The sequence below is a fragment of the Streptomyces laurentii genome, from assembly GCF_040635425.1.
Classification (GTDB): Bacteria; Actinomycetota; Actinomycetes; order Streptomycetales; family Streptomycetaceae; genus Streptomyces; species Streptomyces laurentii.
Genome location: NZ_JBEYHT010000009.1, coordinates 93,169 through 116,531, shown reverse-complemented (window position 1 = coordinate 116,531; position 23,363 = coordinate 93,169). Strand labels below are relative to the sequence as shown.

Genomic DNA, 23,363 nt, shown 5'->3' with positions numbered 1-23,363 from the left:
GCTGTGCCCGACATCGCAGTCGACTACGAGCTGCTCAACCAGGTCGCCCAGAAGGCCCGTTCGCTCAAGGACCAGGTGCAGCACGCCCGCGAGAGCAAGCAGGACTACTCGGACGCGGAGGTCGGCGACGGTGTGCCCACCGCCATCCGCGCCTATTACGGGATCTGGAAGGGCTCCTTCAAGCGCTCCGAGGAGAAGCTGGAGAAGCTGGCCAACCTCTACGAGGGTGTGGCCCGAGGCTGGGCCGACTGGGACTTCGGGCTCGCGGGCGAGGCCAGCAAACAGGAGGCGTCACTCGCCGCGGACCTGTACAAGACCCAGAAGGAGATCTGGGACAAGTGGCAGGAGCAGGTCCAGGCCGGGAACGTCGACCCCAACGACCCGCACGCGCCGAAGCCGCCGGAGGGCGACCGGCCCACCTCGTGGACGACCTCGGACGGGAACGGCAACTCGACCACCACCACGTACGAGTACGGCGCGGACGGCAAGCCCACCAAGATCACCACGACGGTGACCACGAGCACCGGCCTGACCAGCAAGGACGTCACGAACTACCACGCCGACGGTACGTACGACTCCTCGGCCACCGACGTCTACGGCAACGTCACCACCACCACCGGCAAGTCCGTCACCACCGAGACGGACGAGCACAAGACGACCGACGACACCTTCGAGAGCGTCACCAAGGCACCCGGCGACGACGGCGGCACGAGCACCACCACCGGCAGCAGCCACTCTGTCTACAACACCACCACCGGGCACCGCGACACCACCACGACCTACACCCGCACCGGCCCGGACGACGACGGCAACGAGAAGACCGTCAAGGGCACCAGCAGCACGTCCGTGGACCTCAACGGCCACGAGGTCGTCACCACCATCGAGGTCGACGAGGACGGCAGCGGCACCAAGACCGTGGTGACCGACGGCCACACGGAGAAGTGGACGAGCGAGGACGCGGACGGCGACACCGGCTGGACGTCCTCCGACGACTGACCCGCCCCGCCCCGTCCGGGCGCTCCCGCGACCTTTCCGTTCCCCTGACTCTCCGAACTCCTCGGCCTCCCCGGCCTTCCGATCCTCCGCATACCCGGGCCCCTCCGGCCCCGTCCCGTACAACCGCCCTCAAAGGAGCACCACCATGGCCGCCGGCAACATCCACCTCGACTACACCGAGATCGTCCGGGTCTCCGGTGTCATGAACCAGGCCGTCAACGACATCAACCCGCACCTGCTCTCCACCAAGACCTCGGTCGAGGGCCTGCTGGACAACGGCCTGTTCATGCAGCAGAGCAGCCCGGCCATGAAGGCCGCCTACGAGAAGCTGACCGCCTCCCTGCAGCAGGCGGTGGAGAGCATCAACAGCTTCGCCACGCAGTTCACCAAGATCAAGGAGTCCGTGGAGAAGATCGACGCGGACATCGCGGCCAGCACCACCAAGTCGTCCTGACCCGCCGCACCTCGCACAGCGCACGCCGCTCGCCGCGCCATCCGGCACGGACCGCGGACGCGTGAACGGGCCGGGCCCCGCCGTACGACACGGCGGGGGCCCGGCCCGTTCCGGTTCGCGCGCCCAGGGGCGCGCCCGGGATCAGACCCCGTCGTCCGAACGCAGCACCGTCTCCGGGATCAGGACCGACACCAGCAGCCCCGTCACCGGATCCACCGTCAGCCCGCGTCCCGGCACCGGCCGTCCGCGCAGCTGGTCGTACGGCAGCCGCACACCCATCAGGTCGCCCTCGGCGGGCGACTGCGGCGACAGCAGCACACCGCGCCGTACCCGCCGCACCTGGCCCAGCCAGCCGATGCCCGCCGACGTCAGCGTCTCGGCGGTGGCGGCGACCGCCAGCCCCTGGCCCCGGTCCCGGCCGGTGGCCGCGATCTCCCGGAGCACCGAGTCGGCGGCGGGCATCTGCGCCAGCAGGTCGGCGTCGTCCACCAGGACCACCGCCGGGCCGGTGCCGGCGTCGAGCGCCTCGCGTACCTCGTCCGCCATCGGGTCCGGCGACTCCAGCACCACCGCCTGCGGATGGCGCCGCAGCCCGCGCAGCGGCGACTCGCGCGGCGTGAGCGCCACCACGCGCGTACCGCCCGCCAACAGCGACACCGCCAGACTGGCCAGCGCCGTGGAGCGCCCCGCTCCGGGCGGGCCGCTCACCAGGAACGAGGGCGAGCCCGCCGCGAAGTCCACGCCCAGCGGCTCCAGATCGTCGCCGCCGATGCCCAGCAGGCCCCACAGCGGGCGCCGCAGCTCGGCGGGCACCTTCTCCCACGCGTCGGTGAACGCCACCTGCCGCGGCAGCGTGAGCACCCGGGCCGGGCGGCGTACCGCCGGCACGTCCCGGTCCCGGCGGGCCGCCTCCTCGCCGATCCGGCGCAGCGCCTCCGCCTGGTGGTGGCCGGTGGCCGTGGACAGGTCCGCGGACTCCTCGCCGACCAGCGCGACCTGTACCTCCGTACCGCTGCCGCCCCGCCAGCCGCGGCCCTGCGGCACGACCGCCGGGATCTGCTTGGACGAGATACCGGCCAGCATGTACTCGTTGCGGTCGGTCAGCCGCATGAGCAGCCGCTCGTCGTTGAGCGAGGCCACCTTGCCCGAGAGCAGGGCCCGTTCGGAGGTGGCCACCACATGGATGCCCATCGGGGCGCCCTCGCGGATCAGCGCCGTCAGCTCCTGCACCGGCCGGCCGCTGTCGTGGTCGCCGAGCAGCGCCACGAGCGAGTCCCAGCCGTCGATCAGCAGCACCACGTGGGCGGGCCGCTCGGCGGCCGGCAGCAGCCCGCGCAGCTCGGACAGCGACGCCACCCCGTGCGCGGCAAGGAGTTCCTGGCGACGGGTCATCTCCGCGAGCAGCCGCGCGTGCAGCCGCCCCAGCCGCTCCAGGTCGGCGCGCGGCACGACCGCGCCGCAGTGCGGCAGCGCCGTGAGTGCGGCCAGCGCGCCGCCGGCCGCGTCGATGCCGTACAGGTGGACGTCGGCGCTGGAGTGCCGGCGGGCCAGCGCCCCGGCGATGGTGCGCAGCACCTGCGAACGGCCCGAGCGCGGCGTACCGATGACGTACAGGTGCCCGAAGGCGGACAGGTCCAGCTCCAGCGGCTCCTGCCGCTGGGCCGCCGGCACGTCGGCCAGCGCCCACGGCACCGGCGCCAGCCGGCCGTCACCCGGGTCGGGGCGCCGGGGCAGGTCGCCCAGGGTGAGAGCGGTGGGCAGCGGCGGCAGCCACGGGCTGGGCTGCGGCGCGATCTCCAGCTCGGCCGCGGCCTCGCGCAGCGCGTCCACCAGGACCGACAGGTCCGTCGGGCCGTCGGCCTCGGCCCTCGCCTCGTCCTCCTCGGCCGTCTGCCCGGGGGCCGGCTCGGCCGCGGCCCGGCCCAGCAGGGACCAGCTCACGTCACTCGTCCAGACCGGCGCCTCCGCGGGGGCGGGCGCCTCCGCCGCCGGAACGGCCGCGACGGCGTCCTCTCGTACGGCACCCACGTACGCCGTCTGGAACGGCAGCACCGAGCGGTGCCCCACGCGCGCCAGGGCCCGGCCCGGCGTTGCGGCCGAGATGGTCACCGCGTCGTTGACCTCCAGCACGTCCTGGCTGTCCATGGTGTCCGTGACGCGCAGCGCGATCCGCAGGTTGGTGTTGGCGCGGATGTCGGCGGTGACCACACCGGCCGGCCGCTGGGTGGCCAGCACCAGGTGCAGGCCCAGCGACCTGCCGCGCTGCGCGATGGAGACCAGGCCCGGCACGAACTCCTGCACGTCGCGCGCGAGGGTGGCGAACTCGTCGATGACAAGCAGCAGCCGGGGCAGCGCCGGCAGCAGCGGGTTCCGGCGGCGCATCGCCCGGTACTCCGCGTGGTCCTTGGCCGCCGCGTCCGCCAGCAGCCTCTCCCTGCGCACCAGTTCGGCGCTGAGCGAGGACAGCGCCCGCTCCACCAGATGACTGTCCAGGTCGGTGACCATGCCGAGCACGTGCGGCAGCCGCACGCACTCCCGGAACGCGCTGCCGCCCTTGTAGTCGACCAGGACGAAGGTCATCTCGTCCGGCCGGTTCGCCGCCGCCAGCGACGCCACCAGGGTCTGCAGCAGCTCCGACTTGCCCGCGCCGGTGGTGCCCGCCACCAGCGCGTGCGGGCCGTCCTTGACCAGGTCGAAGACGACCGGCCCGGTGTAGCCGACGCCGAGCAGAGCCCCGGTGGAGGCGGGCCGCTGCTCCCAGCGGTGCACCAGATCCGCGGCGGCGGGCGGCTCCAGGTCCAGCAGCCGGAGCAGGTTCGCCCGGTCCGGCAGGCCGTCGGAGCCGTCCGGGGTGATGTCGCGTACGGGCGCCAGCGCCCGCGCGACCCGCTCGCACCAGTCGGTGTCCACCAAGTCGGGCCGGATGCCCGGGAGATCGGCGCTGCGGCTGCGGCGCAGCGTCAGCTCGCGCGCCCCGACCGCGCACACCGAGGAGCACTCCTCGGGGAGCATCCGCTCCTCCCGGTCCACACAGAGCAGGAAGACCCGGACCGCGGGCCCCTCCTTCAGCACCTGCACCACGCCCGGCACGTCGCGCAGCCGCCGGGCCCCGTCGAGCACGACCACCAGGTCCGGCTCGGTGAGCAGCGCGCCGCTCATCGCCGCCTGCTTGGCGCGGGCCCGCGACCGTACGGCCGAGACGAGCTCCTGGACCCGGTTGGCCACCGTCTCCGGGTCGTTGCCCAGGGTCACCGCCGGGCCGCCCGAGCGCTCGGCGGCGACCCCGCCGTGGCCGGGGCGGGCGTGCGGCAGCCAGCGCACCCACTCCCAGGCGGGCGCGCCCGCCGGGTCGGTCAGCACCGTGATCCGCACCTCGCGCGGGCTGTGCAGGATCGCCGTCTGCGCCACCACCCAGGCGGCGAGGGCGCGGGCGGCGTCCTGCTCGCCCGCGATGCCGACCACGCCGTCCCCGGCCAGGTCCACGCCGACCGGCATGTCGGGGATGGTCCACCGCACCGAGCGGTGGTTGTCCTCGCGGGAGGAGTCCTCCACGGTCAGCAGCGACTCCTGCCCCACCGTGCCGATGCGCAGCGCCAGATGGTCGGGGTGGGCGCGGGTGCGTTCCCACAGCCGGGCGCCGGGGCCGACCGCCCACAGCCCGGCGGCGGCCGGATCGGGCCCGCCCGCCACGCGCAGCCGGCGCTCCCGGTCCACCTTGTCCCGTACGTCCTGCTCCAGCGTGCCGCGGCGGAGCCGGTAGGCGGCGACGGCCGCGGTGAACTCCTTCTCGGCCGCCCGGCGGCCGGTGACGTGGTTGGCGACGGCCAGGAACGGGCTGAAGAACGCGAACATCAGAAAGAAGTACGACTTCACCACGATCACCATGGCGACGCCGAAGAACATCGGCGCCAGCACGACGAGCAGCGGGATCGGCCGCTTCGCGGGCGGCGCGGGCGGCGCGGGCAGGACGAACCGTTCCGGGGTCAGCGGGGGAACGATCCGGGGCGGCCGGTTGAAGTCCAGATGGGCGCCGTCGGCGGAGGACGCGACCGCCGCGTCCGCCTCGGTCGGCTCGGTCACCCGCAGCAGGAACTCGCCCAGGGCCAGCTGCGCGCCGAGGGGCCACACGCGCCAGCCGTCGGGCAGCGGCTCGTACACCTCCTTGGCGGGATCGGGCAGTTCGGGCGGCGGCGGGGGCGGCAGGGGTACGGCGTCGGCGCGGGGCCGCTCCGGCGGGGGCTGCGGCTCGGAGAGCGCGGCCTTGCCCTGCCCGGTCGCGGTGCCGGTGTGGACGAGCACGGTGCCGTCGGGGCGGACGGCCACCCGGATGCCCGCGGCGGGCACGTCGCGGCCGTCCAGCGGCACGGCGCTGCCCGGCAGCGGGCCCACGGCGTGCGTGCCCGGGGCCAGCGTCCACACCCGGCCGGCCCCGGGGCCGCCGGTGACGTGCAGCTCGACCCCGGCGCCGCGGGGCAGACGCTCGCCGTCCGGGGTCCGTGACGGCGGCTCAAGGCTGCCGCGGGCGGGCCCGTACCGGTCCGGCTCGGCCGGGGCCGGGCCGCCGAGTCCGAGGCGTACGCCGTCCCGTACCCCGGCCGCCGACAGGGGCAGCGCGGGGTCCACCTCGCGGTCGCCGACGAACAGCGCGGGCGGCTCCGGACGCGCGGACCGGTCCAGCCGCCCGGCCAGCGTCCCGGCGGACGTGCCGGGGGCCGCGTCGACCAGCACGTCGCGGCCGGGAGCATCCGGGGCGGTGCCCGGCTGACTGATGCTGAGGAAGAGTCTCACGGGTGTCGCTCGTTCCGTTCGGGCTGCGCGGAGACGCCGCGGGCGCGGCGGTCGGCGGGGGTGGGGGAGGGGTCGGGGGCGGGCTCGGCGAAGTCGTCGAAGTCGGCGGGGGTGGGGGTGGTCGCTTTGCTGGTGGGGCTGATGGGGCTGGCGGGCGCGGTGATGCCGGTCGCCTTGCCGGCGCCGGCGCCGCTGGTGGCTTTGGCGGCGTCAGCGGCGTCAGCGGTGTCAGCCGTGTCAGCGGTGTCCGGCGCGGGCGGGTGCGGTGCCGGTTCGGGCTCCATGAGGTCGGCCGCCGACCCCCCGTGCGCCGCCGATACCCCGGGCACGGGTTCGCCGACGACGGGCTCCGGCACACGACCGGAGGCCGGTGCGGGCTCCGCGAGTTCGGACGGAATCGGCGGGGTCCGGTCGCGGTCCGGTGTACCGGATGGCACCGGGGCGGCCCCGTCGCGGGGCGCCGGGAGCGCGGCCGTGTCCGGGGCGGTGGTGCGGGCCCGTGCCGGAGGCGTGGTCGCGTCCGGAATGGCGGTGTCGTCCCGGGCGGCTTGAAGCATGGCCGTGTCCTGCGCCGTGGCATCGTCCGGTGCCGGGAGCGCGTCCGTATCCGGGACGGCCGCGGTACGGGCCGGGGCCGGCCGGTCGGCCGGGGGCCGGGGCGGCGGGGTCCGGTGGCCGTCGCGGGCGGTGGTGCGCAAGGCGCGGGCGACGGCGCGGCTCAGGCCCGCCGCCTCGACGTCGGCGCCCAGTTCCGGGGAGAGGAGCCGGCCGTCCGGTTCCGCGTGCAGCGCCCACGTGTGCCCCGGCAGGGCCGTACCGCCCACGAGCACGCGCACCGCGCCCCGTTCGGCCAGCGCGCACAGCCGCGCCGCGACGGCGGTGTCCGGCGCCCAGCAGACGAGGACCGGCGGTTCGGCGTCGCCGTCCGCCGCCTCCAGCCCGTCCAGCAGCTCCGGCAGCGGGTGCCCGGCGAAACGGGCGTGCACGCCGCCGGCCACCAGGAGCGGCGGCCCCTCCGGCAGCGCGCCCAGCTGCGCCGTGAGCGCCTGGAGCACGCTGCGGGCGGCCGGGCCGTCGCCCTCGACGGCGATCACGGGCGGACCGGCGTGCCAGTCGGCCACGACCACGCCTCCGGTCCCGTGCCGGTCCACTCCCAGGACCAGCGGCAGCCGCTGGCCGGCCTCCGCTTCCAGGAGCCCGTCGGCGACGGAGCCGTCCTTGCCCAGCGGCGCGGCCCACGTCCACGGCTCCTTGGCCCCGGTGGCGCTCCACGGCGCCCGCGGCGCCGGGACGTCCCGCCCGGCGAGCAGGACGTGCACCCGGTCGCGGGCCGGGGCGAGGGACGCCGCGACCGCCCGGCACGGCCCGGCGGCGTCGCGTTCGGCGCGGTCCAGCGCGTCCACCGCGGTGTCCCGGGCGTCCGGCGCGGCCAGGAACGCCGCCAGCGTCCTCGCCCGGCGCCGGTCACGCCGCCTCACCCGCCACGGCCTGGCTACCTCGCGGCCGGTCATCCGTGCCTCCCAGCGTGCCCGGCGCAGCGCGCGCCGCGGCCCGCCCAGGCGGCGCACCACCCGCCCGCACCACCACAGCAGCGCCACGACGGCGACGAGCAGGCCGACCAGGATGAACCACGAGGTGCGGTCCGGCATCGGCAGCGCGGCGAGCGGGGCCGTGCCCGCGTCCCGGCCTGTCACGCGCAGTCCCGGTCGTTGCGGGCGGCGGCGTTCCGGGCCTCGCGCAGCGCGTGGTGCAGACGGGACTTGACGGTGCCGGGCGGGATCACCAGCGCCCGGGCGGTGTCGGGTCCGGAGGACCCGAGCAGATACGTGTACACCAGAACCTCACGGTGACGACGGGACAGTGGGCTGAGCAGCGCCACGACCTCCGCGCGGTCGTCGACCCGGGCGGGGTCGTCGGCCGGCGCGGCCCGGTCGGGCGCGGGGGAGGCGAGCAGGACGGGGCGGACGCCGTCGCGACGGCTCCAGTCGATGACGAGGTTGCGCGCCACGGTGAACAGCCAGGCGGTGGAGGGCTCCTGAGGATCCGTACGGGCCGCTCCGGCCCTGGCTCCGGGACCGCCCTCGGTCCCTTCCCCCTCCCCGCCCCCGGCGGCGCTCGGCGCAGGACGGCCGGTGCCCCGGCCGGAGTCGTCGCGCGCGGCCAGCCAGGCCCGCAGCAGGGTCTCCTGCACCACGTCCTCCGCGCGCTGCGGATCGCCCGGCAGCAGGCTCAGGACGTAACGCAGGAGCGCCTGTCGGCGGATTCGTACGGCTGCGGTGAACCGTTCATCTGGTAAGTGCGCTCCCGCCTGGTCGGGGGCGGGAGCTGCCCAGACAGTCATGGTGCGGTGTTCCCCAGGGAGTTCGGCACGGAAGGAACCCCGCACCGGATCCCGGCACTTCGATGGTTCCACCACGGATTACGTAGCCTAATACGCCCGTTGGGGATCGTGTTTTCCATGGCCGGGATGCGGATCGCCGCCGATGGCGGCCGGTCCGTGACCGCGTCCCGCGAACGCGCCTGTCGGCGGCACCGTCGGCCCGACCGGTCGGCTCGACGGGCCGGCCCGACCGGGTCGGTGGGCGAGACCGTGGTGTGGCCGAATAGCGAGGGCGATGGCGCCCTGGCGAGGCGAGGCGAGGCGAGGCGAGGCGGGGCGGGGCGGGGCGGGGCGGGGCGGTGCGGTGGGCGGTCGCCGCGATCGGGCGGTCGTACGTGCCGATCAGCCGCGGCGCCTTGTCCGCCGCGTCGCGGTCTCGGTCGATGCCTGCGGCGAGGGTGTGGAGGGCGGGCTGCTCACGGGAACCGGGCCGAGGTCACAGCAGTCGGTCGACCAGCCCGTCGACGTAGTCGGGAGTGAGCGGGGCCATGCCGAACAGGACGCGGATGTACATCGGGGCCAGGACGTGGTCCAGCACGTCGAACGCGTCGGGGGCGGGCTCGCCGCGGTCGCGGGCGCGATCGAGCATGGACCGCAGTTGCCGGGTGCGTTCGGCGCGGAGCGCGGCGCCGGCCTGCGGGCCCGGCCGGCCGCTGCCCGACAGGGCGACTGCCAGGTGCAGCACCGCCGGACCGTCGGGTCCGGTGATCTCGCGGGCCACTTGGGCCGCGTACGCACGCAGGTCGCCGGCGAGGCTCCAGGGCATCGGGGCCGCGGCGCTGAGCCCCGCCTCGCTCGCCCTGCTCGCCGCCGCCTATCCCGTACCGCAAGAACGCGTCAAGGCCATCGGGCTCTGGGCCGGAATCAGCGGAATCGGCCTGGCCGCGGGCCCCGTGGCCGGCGGCGTGCTGACAGAGGCCTTCGGCTGGCCCGCCATCTTCCTGGTCAACCTGCCCATCGGCGTGGTCCTGCTGCTGGTCGGCCTGCGTCATCTCGGCGAGTCCCGCAATCCGAGCGCCCCCGCGATCGACATCCCCGGCACCGTGCTGTCCGTCCTGGCGGTGGGGGCGCTGACCTATGGGCTGATCGAGGGTGGTGCCCGCGGCTGGACCTCACCGGTGATCCTGGGCAGCTTCACCGCCGCGGTGATCCTCCTCGCAGCCTTCGTCGCCGTCGAGGCACGCCGTCCCGCTCCGATGCTGCTGCTGCGACTGTTCCGGCAGCGCCTGTTCACCGTGTCCAACACCGCCATGGTCGTGGTGGGGTTCGCGCTCATGGGCTCGTCGTTCTTCTTCTCCCAGTTCTTCGTGTACGTCCAGGGCAGCTCGATTCTGCGCGCCGGCCTGCAGACGCTGCCGGTGTCCCTCGCCATGGTGATCGTCAGCCCGTACGCGGGCCGGCTCGCCGCCCGGTACGGCTTCCGCGTCGTGATCACCACCGGCCTGGCCCTGGCCGGTCCGGGACTGCTGGCGCTCGGCATGGTGCACGCCGACACCGGTTACGCGAACGTGTGGTGGCGGCTGGGACTCGCCGGCCTGTGGTTGACGAGGTCCAAGCCGGCGGAAGGCTCCGTGCCGTCGCAGCGCTCCACCGCGCCGGATGCGGTCACGGCCTCGAACGAGGCACCCGCGAAGAGCCGTTGACGCGGGGCGCCGCTGCCTCATCGAGCCGGCGTCAGGTCGATGGTCCCCGGCTCCGCCCAGGGGCAGTCGTCACTGACCTGCGTGATCCACGTCCGATACGCGGCCTCGTGCTCCAGCTGTAGATCGTGATCTTGCCGGCCGGGGTGGGTGGACCGGTCAACCTCGCGCTGTCGGCCAGGCGGCCAGGGCCAGTTCGGCCGCCGCGGTCAGTTGGGGGGCGGTGGCGCCGTCCTGGGCTCGTTGCGAGAGTCCCTGGAGGGCGATGGCGAAGTAGTCGGCCAACGCCCGAGGGCTGACCTCGGTGGGCAGTTCCCCCGCCCGCTGTGCCTCGCGCAGCCGGGCCTCGAACCCGTCCACGTTCTTGTTGCGCCGATCGCGGAGGAAGGCCCGCACCTCCGCGTCCTGGGGAGTGACGTTGGTCGCCGCGCTGATGGCCAGGCAGCCGGCCGGGTGCGCGGGGTCCGGGTAGATGGCCGCCGCCTCTCGAAGGATGCGCGCGAACGCCCCGTACGCGGTGGACTCCTCCTGGAGCGCCACCTCCACGAAGGCGCCGACAGGCGAACGGCCGTAGGCGTCGACCACTTCCTCGAACAGGGACCTCTTGTCCCCGAAGGCCGCGTACAGGCTTCCTGAGCGGATCCCCATCGCCTCGGTCAGCTCGCCGATGGAGACGCCTTCGTAGCCTCGCTCCCAGAACAGGCGCGTCGCCGTGGTCAGCGCCGCCGCGCGGTCGAAGGTGCGCGGGCGGCCGCGCTTGGGTGTCTCAGCCATGCGCCACATTTTAGAGTGCTCGACCAAGAATCCGTGCTGGCTTCTTTCTTGGTTGATCGCTCAACAAATGAAAGGCGGCCAACCACCATGAATATGCGGCGACTTGAAGGAAAGATCGCGCTCGTCACCGGAGGCAGCAGGGGCATCGGGCGCGCCATCGCACAGCGGCTCGCCCAGGACGGCGCTGTCGTCGCACTGACCTACGGCCGTGACGAGGCCGCGGCGCACGACACCGTGGAGCGCATCCGAAAGGACGGCGGCCGGGCCTTCGCCCTCCATGCGCCCCTGGGTGCCCACGGGGACGCCGCAGCCCTGTGGTCGGCCTTCGATGACCAGACTGCGCGATGCCGGCCGGATCATCAACATCTCGAGCGGTGCGGCCCACCTCGCCATGCCCGAGATCATCGCCTGTGCCGCCACCAAGAGCGCGTTGGACAACTTCACCCGCAACCTCGCCAAGGAGCTGGGCGCCCGGGGCATCACGGCGAACTCGGTCGCGCCCGGGATCATCGACACCGACGTCAACGCGGGCTGGCTGCGCGGCAACCCGGAAGCCGAAGCCCACGCGGCCTCCGTGGCCGCGCTGGGCCGCGTCGGCCGGCCGGAGGACGTGGCCGACGTCGTGGCATTCCTCGCCTCGGACGACGCGCGCTGGGTCACCGGCAAGGTGATCGACGCCACCGGCGGCTCCGGCCTGTGAGCACGCGTCACCCCGTGGCCCTGGTCCCGTCTACCCGGCCCGCCGGTGGCGCACCTGCTCGCGTGCCCGTTCGAACGTGTCCACCGGGTTCCAGGCCGGGCCCCGGTGCCGGGTGAGGGGGAAGCAGGCCAGACCGATGAGGACCGAGGCGAAGTGGCCGAGATCGGTGAAGGTGCGGCCGGTGACGACGGGGATGCCGTAGAAGACCAGGACCGCCACCACGTACCCGTATCGCCAGGGCGCCGCGATGCGGTAGGTCAGCACGGCGACGACCCCGGCGAGCGCGTAGCTCACCCCGACGTCGAGGGTGTCCACGGCGGACTGCGGCGCGAGGCCGTGGCGGATCGCCCACAGCAGGACCCCCTCACTGGCGAACGTGGCCAGTACATGGGCGGCGGCGGCGACCGTCAGCCAGCGCGGGGTGCCCAGCCAGCGCTCGGCCTGCGCGTGGAAGACGGTGTACAGGACCGCGTAGGACGGCCAGCTCCCGCCGTCGATCCAGAAGGCGCTGGAGATCAGCACCCGCACCGGATCCGTCGACAGCTGGTGGATGTTGGTCGAGCGCTGCCGGAGGAACTCGGCCTCGAACTCCGGTGACATCCTGCGGACGAGGACGGTGGTGACGAAGAGCGCCGCCAGCCAGAGGTACGTGCCCGGCGCGGCGCGCACGTAGCCCCAGGCGCGGGCGGACCAGCGACGGACGGCGGCGGCCAGGCGGCCGGCCCGGCGGGTGACGGCCGGAGGGGAGGAAGGACGCATGTACCGATTGCCGCACGCCTCCGGCTCGTTCGCCGTGATTGACGCGATACGTCGCCCGCGGCCGCGCCGTACCACGTACCGCGGGTACGGCCTGTGCGCTACCCGTGCCGCGACGGCTCGTTCGCGCCCGGTTCGGGAACCGGCGCCGGCGCCTCGCCGAACCGGGTCAGCACCAGCGCTCCCGCCACCGCCGCCAGGAAGCCGACGGCCGCCAGCCACTGCAGACCCTCGCGGGGCCGGTCGCCCAGCCAGACGATGCCCACCAGCGCCGGGCCCGCCGTCTCGCCCAGCACCATGCCCGCCGTCGCCACCGTGACCGAGCCGCGATGGAACGCCGAGGTGAGCAGGAGGAACCCGGTCACCGCGCCGAACGCCAGGGCGTACAGGGCCGGGTTGCCGAGGACCCGGGGAATCGCGACGGAGTCGATCAGCCGTACCGACACCTCGACCACGCCGAAGCCCACGCCCGCGCCGAGCCCCAGCACCAGCGCGCGCGGGCGCCCCGGCAGCCGGCCGGCGAGCACGCCGACGAGGAGCGCGGCCGCCGCGGTCACCAGCAGGGACCAGCGCAGGGCGGGCGGCCCGGCGTCGTGCCCCTCCGGTCCGGAGGCGAGGGCGATCATCATCAGCCCCGCGCAGACCGTGCCCACCGCGGACCACTCGGCGGCGCTCAGCCGGGTCCCGAGGAGCCGGACGGCGACCAGGGCGGTGACCGCGAGACTGGCGGCGAGCGCCGCGCCCACCGCGTAGAGAGGGATGGACCGCAGGGCGACGACCTGAAGGAGGAACCCGAGGCCGTCGAGGGCGAGTCCGGCCAGGAAGCGCCACTGCGCCAGGGCGCGCAGCAGCAGTCCGGGGTCGACGGCGGAGCCCGTACCGGCGTCGCCGCCGGAGCCGGCCGCCGGCTCCGCGGCGCGGGTCGCGACGGCTTGGAGGACGGAGGCGGTGCCGAAGCAGACCGCGGAGGCGAGCGCGCATATCATTCCCAGGGACACAGGGACTGACTGTAGGCCGGTTCGGCGCGGGAGTCCCCGCGGACAGGCCGGGGTGGACAGGCCGAGGCGGCGGGGCCGCCCGGTCGTCAGGGGCCGTCCGGTACGCCGACCGGGTCGATGTACGCCTGGGCCGCCGCGTCCGGGAGCCGGACGGACCGCGCCCAGAAGTAGATGAGCAGGCTGAACACGGCGATGATCGCCATGTCCCACCACAGCGGGATGGCGCCGGTCGCACCGCAGGACACCGTCGAGACCGGCCCGGTGCTGCAATAGCCGCCCTGCCAGGAGATGACCCCCAGCCCCAGCAGATACACGGGCAGCCACTGCGCGGACCGCCAGTCCAGGTGCGGGGTCCGCGGGTTGAGCCGGAGCAGCGCCGAGCCGCCCAGCAGCAGATACCCGAGGACGATCGCGAGCCCGAGGCGCCACAGTGTGTCCCAGCCGACCCAGTAGATGATCAGGTTGGAAACGATGAAGGCGACGGGAGACCAGAACAGGCCGCCGGGGAGCCGGTACGGGCGGTGGCGGTCCGGGTCCTGCTTGCGCAGGCACCCGAGGGCGAGTGGCGCGCCCGCGTACATGAGCACGCTCGACGAGGTGACGAATCCGACCAGCTTCTGCCAGGTGGGGAACGGCAGGAAGATGAGGAGCCCGACGGCGAAGGCGAAGAGCAGGCTGAACCAGGGAACCCCGCGCGCCGTCGTCCGTTCGAAGACCACGGGAACGTAGCCATTGCGGGAGAGACCGTACGACACGCGGGAGGCGGCGGTGGTGTAGATCAGGCCGGTGCCGGTCGGCGAGACGACCGCGTCGATGTAGATCAGCGTGGCGAGCCAGCCGAGCCCGGCGGACAGGGCGAGTCCGGCGAAGGGGCCCGCCTTGTCGGCGAAGGTGAGGTTGGCCCAGCCGTGGGCGAAGGAGCCGGCCGGCAGGGCACCGATGAAGACGACCTGGAGCGCCAGATAGAGGAGCGCACCGATGAGGATCGAGCCGATCACCGCGTACGGGATGTCCCGCGCCGGATTGCGGCTCTCGCCCGCCAACTGGTCCGCCTGTTCGAAACCGAGGAGCGCGAAGATGATCCCGCTGGTGCTGACGGCGGAGAGCACACCCTGGACGCCGAACGGGCTGAATCCCAGGTGGCCGAAGTTGTCGCCGTGGAAGGTGGTCGCCGCCAGGACGGCGATGGTGAGTACGGGGACGGCGATCTTCCACCAGGTGGCGGCGCTGTTCGTATGGGCGAGCCAGCGGATGCCGAAGAAGTTCACCAGGACGAAGAAGGCCATGAAGGCGACGGCGAGCGCGTATCCGGCGGGGGTCAGATGGTTCTTCTCCGTCTGTACCCAGTCGGAGTGGACGCTGAGGTAGTTCAGCGAGGCCATGACCTCGATCGGTGCCGTGGAGACCGCCTGGAGCCAGGAGAACCAGCCGAAGGAGGCCCCGGCGGCGCTGCCGAAGGCGTAGTGCGGGAAGCGCGCGGTGCCGCCCGCGACCGGGTACATGGCCCCCAGCTCCGCGTGGACGAACGCCAGAACGGTGATCGCGAGGGCCCCGATCCCCCAGGAGACGAGGGCCGCCGTGCCGGCCGCCTGCGCGGCGAAGAGCGCGCCGAACAGCCAGCCGGAGCCGATGATGGACCCCACGGAGGTCCAGATCAGCCCGATCAGGCCGATGTCCCGCCGGAGACCCGGCTTCCGGGACGGCTCGGTCGTGGTGGGCGTCGGCATCTGTCGGACCATCTCGCTCGGGTGCGGGCGGGACGCGTCGCCGCTGCGACGGCACGTCCATGGCCTTCTTCTTCCTGTCCCGGCACGGGACCGGCCACTCCGGTACGGCGCGACTTGCTCCGAATGGACCGTCCGGAGGGTGGCCGCGGACGGGGAACGCCTCCGAGAACGACTCCGACCTGGCGGTTCGCCGTCCTGCCCGCGCCCGGAGTGCTGCCGCCGGACCCTGGCCGGTCCGGGCTCGTCGGGTTCCTGAAGGGCCGACTGCCCTACGTGCCCGGCCCCCTGAGGCCGGGAGCCGGGGCCGGGTTCATCCTCTGGCGGTTCCGTCGCCGGGGCGGCGCGTGGCAGTCGTCCGACTGGAACGGTCTGGACGCCGCTGCCCGCAACGTCGCGCTCGCGGCCTTCACGCTCCTCGTGGCGCATCTGCCCGGCGTTCGCCGGCCAGGTGCCGAACGGACCTGACGCGCCTTCTGCCACACGGAGAGGGCGACGCGATACGTAGACTGCGACTCGGCTGAGCCGGAGCCGCAGGACGTCACCAGGAGTCGCGGAACGGCGGTGGCGTGGGCGCCGGGCCCAGTGTGGTGGTGCCCGGTGCCGCCCGGTGACCGAGGCCGGTGCGGTACGCGTCGAGCGCGGCCTCCGTACGGCCCGTACGCCGCAGCAGATCGCCCAGCAGCCGGCACAGATCGGCCAGATCGCCCGCCGCCCCGGTGCGCTCCAGGAGGGCGAGGGCCATGACGTAGTGCTCCTCGGCGCGTTCGTTCGCGCCGTCCCCCTCGGCGATCAGCCCCAGCAGCCGGTGGGCACCCGCGGCATGGACGGCGCCACGTCCGTCACCGAGGTCCGTCCCGAACTCCAGCAGCCGGGACAGCAGGTCCACCGCCTCCTCGCGCCTTCCCTGACGGCGCAGCACATCGGCCAGTTCGACCTCGACCTGCGCGGTGTAGAGGGCGGCACTGCGGGCGGCGAGCATCTCGCGGGCGGTCCGCAGCTCGCGCTCGGCGCCTTCCAGGTCGCTGTTCTGGGCATGCACGTAGCCGCGCATCCAGTGGCAGTGGGCCAACTCGGTACGGGTCTGCAGGTGCTGGTAGAGGTCCTGAGCCTTGGCGAGTGAGGCGTCGGCCTCGGCGATCCTCCCCTCGGCGAGCAGAGTGCGCGCCACGCTGCGATGCATGCCGGCGACGAGGGCCGGGTCGGACACCCGCGGGGCCAGTGCCAGGGCGAGTTCGGCGGCCTGGGCGGCGCGGGCGTGGGCTCCCATGTCCATGTACGGGCCGATGGAGGAGGCGTACAGCAGCACAAGGGCATCCGGATCGTGCAGGCCCTGGGCGTTCAGCTCGTCGATGGCGGTCTCCAGGACGTAACAGGCGTACCGCAGCTCACCGGCGAGAAGGTGTGTGACGGCCCGGCCGCGCAGGGCCCGGACCCGGCGGGGGAGTGGCTCACCGGCTGCGGCGAGGGTGCGTTCCGCCTCCTCGAAGTGCTCACGGGCGGCGGTCAGTTCACCGCTCTCCAGGGCGCACTCGCCGAGCCCGGTGAGTGCTTCGACCCGCTCGGACGTCAAGTCGAGTTCGTCGGCCTCGGCGAGTAGTTCCCGGAAACGAGCGGCCGCCTCGCCGAGGGTGCCGGTGGCGAGCAGACGGCGGGCGTCGGTCAGGGCCAGGCGCAATTCGGTGGCGAGACGGGCGGGCCGGCCGGTGGTCAGCTCTTCGTACGTCGTGCCGAGCCGTTCGGCCAGGAAACGCAGAGCGGTCTCGGAGGGGCGGACCTTGCCGGACTCCAGTGTGGAGATGTACGAGGCCGTGTACGCGGGATCAGCCAGTTGCCGTTGCGTCAGGCCTCGTTCCGTACGCAGGCGCTGCACACGCTGCCCGATGACAGCCGATTCGTCCATGGTGTGGTCCTCTTCCTGCCGTTTCCCGTCCGCAAGGGCATTGTGCGGCACTGGCCGAGGGTCCTAAGTTAAGCGTCTTGTTAAGCGCGTTGATACTCATACTTAAGTCACATGCCCCGGGGAGAGACTGTTGCGCCCGTCCATACGCAGGTCCATGGCGGCGGTCACGGTGGCCGCCGCCGTCATGTCCGCCCTCGCAGTCGCCCCCGGCTCCGCCTCTGCGGGCCCCGGCCCGGAGGCGACCCGGCGGGTCAAGGTCGAGATACCCGGCCATGAATCCGCCGCGAGCGGGGAGCGCGGCCACCACGAGGCCGGATCCGGCTACACCTGGGTACCGTCCGCCCGGGGCGGCCCCGAAGTCCGTACCTCCACCCCGCTCTCCGAGGCCGAGACCCGGGCCGACGGCGAGGTCGCCCAGATCATCGACAACGGCCCCACTGCCGACCGTCTCGACGTGGTCATCGTCGGTGACGGCTACACCGCCTCGGAACAGGCGCAGTTCCACCTCGACGCCCGGCGGAAGTGGGCCGAGGTGACGGCCGTCGAGCCGTACACCGCCTACCAGAACCTCTTCAACGTCTGGACCGTCGACGCCGTCTCGCACGACTCGGGCGTTTCCGGTGACCCCGGCCCCGACATCGTCATGGACACCGCGCTCGGCTCGTACTTCTGGTGCGAGGACATCGAGCGGCTGCTCTGCGTCGACGAGCCGAAGGTCGACTCGTACGTCGCCAAGGCCCCCGAGGCGGATCTCGTCATCGTCCTCGCCAACAGCACCAAGTACGGCGGAGCCGGATACAACACGCCCAGCGGGACGCTCGGTTACGAGGGCGTCTCCACCGCCTCCGCCCGCAACGACGCATCCGGCCAGGTCGCCATCCACGAGACCGGCCACTCGCTCGGCAAGCTCGCCGACGAGTACTTCTACCCCGGCTTCCCCGGCTACGAGCAGTACACCGGCGAGGAGCCGGGTGAATCCAACATCTCCACCCTGAACGCCGACGCCATGGCCGCCCGGCGGACCAAGTGGTACCGCTGGCTCGGTGAGACCTCTCCGGACGGCGGCACGGTCGGCGCGTACGAGGGCGGCGGCTACTACGTGGCGGGCCTCGCCCGGCCGACCGACGCCTCGATCATGCGGGTGCTCGGCAAGCCCTTCAGCCTCCCCGGCCGCGAAGCGATGATTGCCGGCTTCTACCGCCACGCCTCCCTCGCGACCCCCGTCACTCGCACCGACCGCACCCTGCGCCGGTTCGACACGGCGCGCGTCGCGGTGCCGCGGCTGGTGGACGAGCGGCAGCCCGATATCCGGTGGTACCTGGACGGCAAGCCGCTGGGTGCTCAGGCGGGCCGGACCGCCGTGCCCGTCGCCGCGCTCCACCTGGACTCGCGGGACGTCCGCGTCCACCGCCTCACCGTCGTCGTCACCGACCACACGGACGCCGTGCGGGACCCGGAGGTCGCCGCGACTCTCGAGGACCGACAGTCCTGGACGGTCCGTCACTGACGACCGCTGCCGGGCTCGATCCACCGAACTCCACGGAGCGCCCGATGGCGGATTTCGGAAAATCTCTAACGCGTACATGACACATCGTGTCGCAGCTGGCACCCTTTCAACCATTAGCCGCAGCAGCCCCCCACGAAGGCACGCGCACCACAGGATGCGGTGATCAATTCGGACGCCATGCGTCCCACTCGCACCTCCAGCTCTACCGGGCGGCACCATCCCCGCCGGCCCGGCTGATCCCGGCCGCACATATCCGGCCGTCGCAAAAGGAGTTCTGCGTGACCAGATCACCCCGCAAGGCCGTCGCCGCGAGCGCGTTGGTAGCCGGCGCCGCGATGATCGCGGCCGTGCTGCCCTCCGGTGTCGCCACCGCCGACGTCGCGGGCCAGAGCACGGCCCGGACCCAGGCCAAGGCCCGTGCCGGCGCGCTGTCGGTGCGGTTGTCGCCGTCGCAGCGCGGCGAGTTGCTGGCCGCGGCGAACGCGTCCAAGGCGGCGACCGCCAGGTCGCTGCACCTGAGCTCGCAGGAGGAACTGATCGTCAAGTCCGTCCTGAAGGACGCGGACGGCACCCTGCACACCCGCTACGAGCGCACCTTCGCCGGACTGCCGGTCCTCGGCGGCGACCTGGTCGTCCACACCGCCGCGAACGGCTCCACCAAGGGCGCCACCAAGGCCACCGACGCGCCCATCACCGTCGCCTCCACCGCCGCCGCCCGGAGCGCCGGCTCCGCGAAGGCCTTCGCGCTGGGCCGCGCCAAGGCCAAGGGCGTCGCCAAGGCGACGGCCGGCACCGCCCGCAAGATCGTCTGGGCCGCGACCGGCGCCCCGACCCTGGCCTGGGAGACGGTGATCGGCGGCACCCAGGCCGACGGCACCCCCTCCGAGCTGCACGTCATCACCGATGCCCAGACCGGCAAGAAGCTGTTCGAATACCAGGGCATCGAGACCGGCATCGGCAACAGCGAGTACTCCGGCCAGGTCACCATCGGCACCACACCGACCGACGGCGGCTACTCGATGACCGACGCCACCCGCGGCGGCCACAAGACGTACGACCTCAAGGGCGGCAGCTCCGGCACCGGCACGCTGTTCACCGACCCGGACGACACCTGGGGCGACGGCACCACCGGCGACCGGCAGACCGCCGCCGTGGACGCCGCCTACGGTGCCCAGCTCACCTGGGACTATTACAAGGACGTCCACGGCCGCAACGGCATCAAGAACGACGGTGTCGGCGCCTACTCCCGCGTGCACTACGGCAACAACTACGTCAACGCGTTCTGGCAGGACTCCTGCTTCTGCATGACCTACGGTGACGGCGCCGGCAACGCCAAGCCGCTCACCTCCATCGACGTCGGCGCCCACGAGATGACCCACGGCGTCACCTCCAACACCGCGGGCCTGATCTACCGCGGCGAGTCCGGCGGCCTCAACGAGGCCACCTCCGACATCATGGCCGCCGCCGTGGAGTTCCACGCCGACAACGCCTCCGACGCCGGCGACTACCTCGTCGGCGAGAAGATCGACATCCGCGGCAACGGCACCCCGCTGCGCTACATGGACAAGCCCTCCAAGGACGGACGGTCCGCCGACGCCTGGTCCTCCACTCTCGGCTCCCTCGACGTCCACTACTCCTCGGGCCCGGCCAACCACTGGTTCTACCTGGCCTCCGAGGGCAGCGGTGCCAAGACCGTCAACGGCGTGGACTACGACTCCCCGACCTCCGACGGCCTGCCGGTCACCGCGATCGGCCGGGACGCCGCCGCCAAGATCTGGTACAAGGCCCTCACCACCTACATGACCTCGTCCACCGACTACGCCGGCGCCCGCACCGCCACCCTCCAGGCCGCCGCCGACCTGTACGGGCTGGGCAGCGACACCTACGTCAACACCGCCAACGCCTGGGCCGCCATCAACGTCGGCCCTCGCGTCGTCGACGGCATCATGCTGACCGCCCCCGCTGACCAGTACAGCGCGGTCGACGCCGCCACCAGTCTCCAGATCCAGGCGACCGGCTTCAACCCCGGTGTTCTCACCTACTTCGCCACCGGCCTCCCCGAAGGCCTGAAGATCGACCACGTCACCGGCCTCATCACCGGCACCCCGACCAAGCGCGGCACCAGCGACGTCACCATCACCGTACGAGGCTCGATGCACGGCCTCAGGACGGCGAGCTTCACCTGGAGCATCAGGAACGTCTTCGAGAACACCACCGACGTCCCGATCCCGGACGGGGGTGCCGCGGTCTTCTCGGACATCGACGTCACCGGACTCCAGGGCCAGGCGCCGAGCGACCTCAAGGTGGCCGTGGACATCAAGCACACCTACCGTGGTGACCTGGCCATCGACCTGGTCGCCCCCGACGGCACGGTGTACCCGCTGAAGAACATCAGCGGGTCCGACTCGGCCGACGACGTACTCGAGACCTACACGGTGGACGCCTCCAGCCAGGTTGCCAACGGAACCTGGCGGCTCCGGGTCCGGGACGCGTACCGCTCCGACACGGGCTACCTCGACGGCTGGAAGCTCCTCTTCTAGGACCTGTGTGACGGCGTGATCCCGCCGACCGGATTCGCCCTCCAGGGCGGATCCGGTCGGCAGGCGATCGTGACGCGCGGACGACTCGGCAAGACCGTGACCATGAGGCCCGCCACGCCCATGGGGACCCCGAGGCTGCCGCCGGCCGGCGTGGCCGAGGCGTTCCGGTTCGGCCCGGGCGGGATGGAAGCCGTCCGGCCGAGGAGTCGGCCGAGTTCAACCGGTACAGCGTCGGCACGATCGAGGTCGTCCGCGAGTTCCGTCGGCCCAAAGAGGCGGAGGGGCACGGTTGATGACGCTCCCGCACGGCGCTCAGCAGTACGGCGGCTGGTTCGTCATCGAGGCCGCCACCCGCATCCACACCCCGAACTGACGGTAGAGACCGGGGAGCGGGCCCCGTGCCCTCACGGTGCGGGAGTCCGTGCCGGTGACACCGGGGATTCCCAGCAGGGCGCCTCCCGACGGCGCGGCTCCGACTCCCGCACCTCGGGAGCGGGCGTAGAACGCTTCCCACGGCGGGATGCCGCGGGGCCGGTCCCGCCACGGCACCAGCCGAGAGGCCACCCGCGATTTCTTGCGGGTGGCCTCTGTCGTGCGCGGCCGGCGTCGGCGCGGGCGATCCGCCGGGCGGTGCGTCCGCAGTTCGGGTATATCCGGCCGCCGTCGGATGAGCCACAGGGGAACCGACAGCGCCCCGTGGAGGGGCCGGCGCGCGGCAGGGAGGCTGGAAGGCCGCGGAAGTGGGGAGGGGAAGGCATGACCCGGGGTCCAAGCGCCCTCGGGATGACGAGGGAGGACACATCCATGGCACAGGCCCACCGGCCGACCGGACCCGACTCCGGCGCCCCTTCGGGAACGGCCCCGGCCTTCACCCAGCGGAACCGGCTCCTCCGGCTCGGTGCGCCGCCCGTCGCGGCGACCGTGCTGACGGCGACCGTCGCGCTGTACATGGCCCTGGTCGCCTTCGGGAACATCACGGACTTCGGGACCAATCAGCAGTTCGTCCAGCATGTTCTGAGCATGGACACCACCTTCAAGGATCCTGACCTGATGTGGCGGGCGGTCGAATCCCGTGCCCTGCAGAACGCCGCCTACGTCGCCGTCATCGTCTGGGAGGCGCTGGCCGCGCTGGTCCTCCTCGCCGCCACCTGGTTCTGGATCACGGGGCTGCGCCGCGACGCGTACGACCGTGCCCGCGCGGCGAGCACGGTGGGTCTGGTGATGGTGCTGCTGCTCTTCGGGATGGGCTTCCTCGCGATCGGCGGTGAGTGGTTCGCCATGTGGCAGTCGTCCGACTGGAACGGTCTGGACGCCGCTGCCCGCAACGTCGCACTGGCGGCCTTCACGCTCCTCGTGGTGTACCTGCCCGCTGTCCGCCGGGCCGGTGCCGAACGGACCTGACACGCCCTGCGTCGTACGGGCTCCGGCACCGGCGCGCCGCCCGCGGCCGGCACGTACCGCTCCGCCCCTCAGAGGGCTGAACGGATCGCCCGGTAGTCGTCTCTCAGCGCACGCTGCTTCGGCCTGCGCCCGTCACGGGGGAAGGCCAGTATCCGTCCGGAAGAGGCCGGTTCCGGATCGCCGTCCACGGGGAGCCCCAGGCGCCGGCGGGCGGTGGTGGTCGCGGCTGTCACCGCGCCGAGGAACCGTGCGAGGCCGGGATCGGCCTCGCACAAGGCCTCCGCGAGAACGTCGATCGTGTCGAGAACGTCCTCGGCGACCGACGCGCTCCAGCCGTCCGGGCTGATGTCGTCAGCGAGGTTGCAGGCGGCCTCGGCGACCCGCTCGGCATGCGCCTCGACTTGGGGCAGTGCCTGCTTCACCAGTTCCACGGAGCCTCCTCGCCATGTACCGGACCTTCGGCGGCGTACGCGCGACCCTGATCGATATCTGCAGAGGTGAGTGGGGCCCTCGATCAGATTCCCGCACGGTTCGCAACAAGACCGCATCATCGCGAACAACAACGGTGGTACCTCCTCAAAGGACACTGTGTGAGGGGCCTGCCGCCAGGACGCCTCCACGCGCCGCGTCCTGGGGGCACGCGAAGGCGGACGCGTTCCGGCCCGTGAATGCCGTACGGCGGGAGCGCTCGGTGGAGCGCTCCCGCCGCTGGACGAGTCCGGGTGCCGGTCAGCCCGTCGCGGGGTGGACCTGGTTCTCGGTTCCCGGTGCCGCCTTCATGGCGGCGATGCTGTCGAGCATG

Annotated in this window: 14 protein-coding genes and 3 pseudogenes; 7 read left to right on the top strand and 10 right to left on the bottom strand. The window is 73.0% G+C overall.

The window, feature by feature from the left end; all coding sequences use genetic code 11:
- Positions 1-3: 3 nt before the first annotated feature.
- Both ABZ693_RS08710 and ABZ693_RS08705 read left to right on the top strand, forming a co-directional pair.
- A complete protein-coding gene (locus ABZ693_RS08710) occupies positions 4-996 on the top strand; it encodes a hypothetical protein (RefSeq protein WP_359874883.1) in 993 nt (330 codons plus the stop codon).
- Between the two features lie 145 nt (positions 997-1,141).
- On the top strand, positions 1,142-1,450 hold the full coding sequence (locus ABZ693_RS08705) for a hypothetical protein (protein ID WP_359874881.1): 309 nt from the start codon (positions 1,142-1,144) through the stop codon (positions 1,448-1,450).
- Between the two features lie 141 nt (positions 1,451-1,591).
- Here the strand turns inward: ABZ693_RS08705 and ABZ693_RS08700 are convergent, their stop codons facing one another.
- From ABZ693_RS08700 to ABZ693_RS08685, 4 genes and pseudogenes are all read right to left on the bottom strand, one after another.
- Positions 1,592-6,238: an FtsK/SpoIIIE domain-containing protein gene (locus tag ABZ693_RS08700; RefSeq protein WP_359874879.1), complete on the bottom strand. Its 4,647-nt coding sequence runs from the start codon at positions 6,236-6,238 to the stop codon at positions 1,592-1,594.
- The gene (locus ABZ693_RS08695) at positions 6,235-7,932 is read right to left on the bottom strand and encodes a hypothetical protein (RefSeq protein WP_359874877.1); all 1,698 of its coding nucleotides are present in this window, start codon (positions 7,930-7,932) and stop codon (positions 6,235-6,237) included. The genes ABZ693_RS08700 and ABZ693_RS08695 overlap by 4 nt, the downstream gene beginning before the upstream one ends.
- A complete protein-coding gene (locus ABZ693_RS08690) occupies positions 7,929-8,579 on the bottom strand; it encodes a sigma factor (protein ID WP_359874875.1) in 651 nt (216 codons plus the stop codon). The genes ABZ693_RS08695 and ABZ693_RS08690 overlap by 4 nt, the downstream gene beginning before the upstream one ends.
- A 475-nt stretch (positions 8,580-9,054) precedes the next feature.
- Positions 9,055-9,402, bottom strand: a pseudogene (locus ABZ693_RS08685) (TetR-like C-terminal domain-containing protein); the annotation flags it as partial.
- On the opposite strand from ABZ693_RS08685, the pseudogene ABZ693_RS08680 reads away from it, so the two are divergent.
- Positions 9,374-10,153, top strand: a pseudogene (locus tag ABZ693_RS08680) (MFS transporter); the annotation flags it as partial. The pseudogenes ABZ693_RS08685 and ABZ693_RS08680 overlap by 29 nt on opposite strands.
- 264 nt (positions 10,154-10,417) lie before the next feature.
- Here the strand turns inward: ABZ693_RS08680 and ABZ693_RS08675 are convergent.
- Positions 10,418-11,041, bottom strand: a complete 624-nt coding sequence (locus ABZ693_RS08675) for a TetR/AcrR family transcriptional regulator (RefSeq protein ID WP_435842372.1) — start codon at positions 11,039-11,041, stop codon at positions 10,418-10,420.
- A gap of 78 nt (positions 11,042-11,119) precedes the next feature.
- Here ABZ693_RS08675 and ABZ693_RS08670 point away from each other — a divergent pair.
- Positions 11,120-11,732: pseudogene (locus tag ABZ693_RS08670) on the top strand (SDR family NAD(P)-dependent oxidoreductase).
- A 30-nt stretch (positions 11,733-11,762) separates the two neighbouring features.
- Here ABZ693_RS08670 and ABZ693_RS08665 read toward each other — a convergent pair.
- The 4 genes from ABZ693_RS08665 to ABZ693_RS08650 all read right to left on the bottom strand — a co-directional run bounded on the left by ABZ693_RS08665 (position 11,763) and on the right by ABZ693_RS08650 (position 17,113).
- On the bottom strand, positions 11,763-12,491 hold the full coding sequence (locus ABZ693_RS08665) for a rhomboid-like protein (RefSeq protein ID WP_359874871.1): 729 nt from the start codon (positions 12,489-12,491) through the stop codon (positions 11,763-11,765).
- A 98-nt stretch (positions 12,492-12,589) separates the two neighbouring features.
- Complete coding sequence (locus ABZ693_RS08660) at positions 12,590-13,474, bottom strand: DMT family protein (protein WP_359874965.1); 885 nt, start codon at positions 13,472-13,474, stop codon at positions 12,590-12,592.
- A gap of 98 nt (positions 13,475-13,572) precedes the next feature.
- Positions 13,573-15,213, bottom strand: a complete 1,641-nt coding sequence (locus tag ABZ693_RS08655; RefSeq protein ID WP_359874869.1) for an APC family permease — start codon at positions 15,211-15,213, stop codon at positions 13,573-13,575.
- A 538-nt stretch (positions 15,214-15,751) separates the two neighbouring features.
- Positions 15,752-17,113, bottom strand: coding sequence for a helix-turn-helix domain-containing protein (locus ABZ693_RS08650; RefSeq protein ID WP_359874867.1), 1,362 nt, complete (start codon positions 17,111-17,113; stop codon positions 15,752-15,754).
- Positions 17,114-17,267: 154 nt separating this feature from the next.
- Here ABZ693_RS08650 and ABZ693_RS08645 point away from each other — a divergent pair, with 154 nt between their 5' ends.
- The 3 genes from ABZ693_RS08645 (at position 17,268) to ABZ693_RS08630 (ending at position 22,561) form a co-directional block, all read left to right on the top strand.
- Complete coding sequence (locus tag ABZ693_RS08645) at positions 17,268-18,620, top strand: M64 family metallopeptidase (RefSeq protein ID WP_359874864.1); 1,353 nt, start codon at positions 17,268-17,270, stop codon at positions 18,618-18,620.
- A 335-nt stretch (positions 18,621-18,955) separates the two neighbouring features.
- Entirely contained in the window at positions 18,956-21,160 is a 2,205-nt protein-coding gene (locus ABZ693_RS08640; RefSeq protein ID WP_359874963.1) for a M4 family metallopeptidase, read from the top strand.
- A gap of 804 nt (positions 21,161-21,964) precedes the next feature.
- Positions 21,965-22,561 (top strand): DUF2165 domain-containing protein, encoded by a 597-nt coding sequence (locus ABZ693_RS08630; RefSeq protein ID WP_359874862.1) that lies wholly within the window; start codon positions 21,965-21,967, stop codon positions 22,559-22,561.
- A 68-nt stretch (positions 22,562-22,629) separates the two neighbouring features.
- Here the strand turns inward: ABZ693_RS08630 and ABZ693_RS08625 are convergent, their stop codons facing one another.
- On the bottom strand, positions 22,630-22,992 hold the full coding sequence (locus ABZ693_RS08625) for a hypothetical protein (protein WP_359874860.1): 363 nt from the start codon (positions 22,990-22,992) through the stop codon (positions 22,630-22,632).
- Positions 22,993-23,363: the final 371 nt, after the last annotated feature.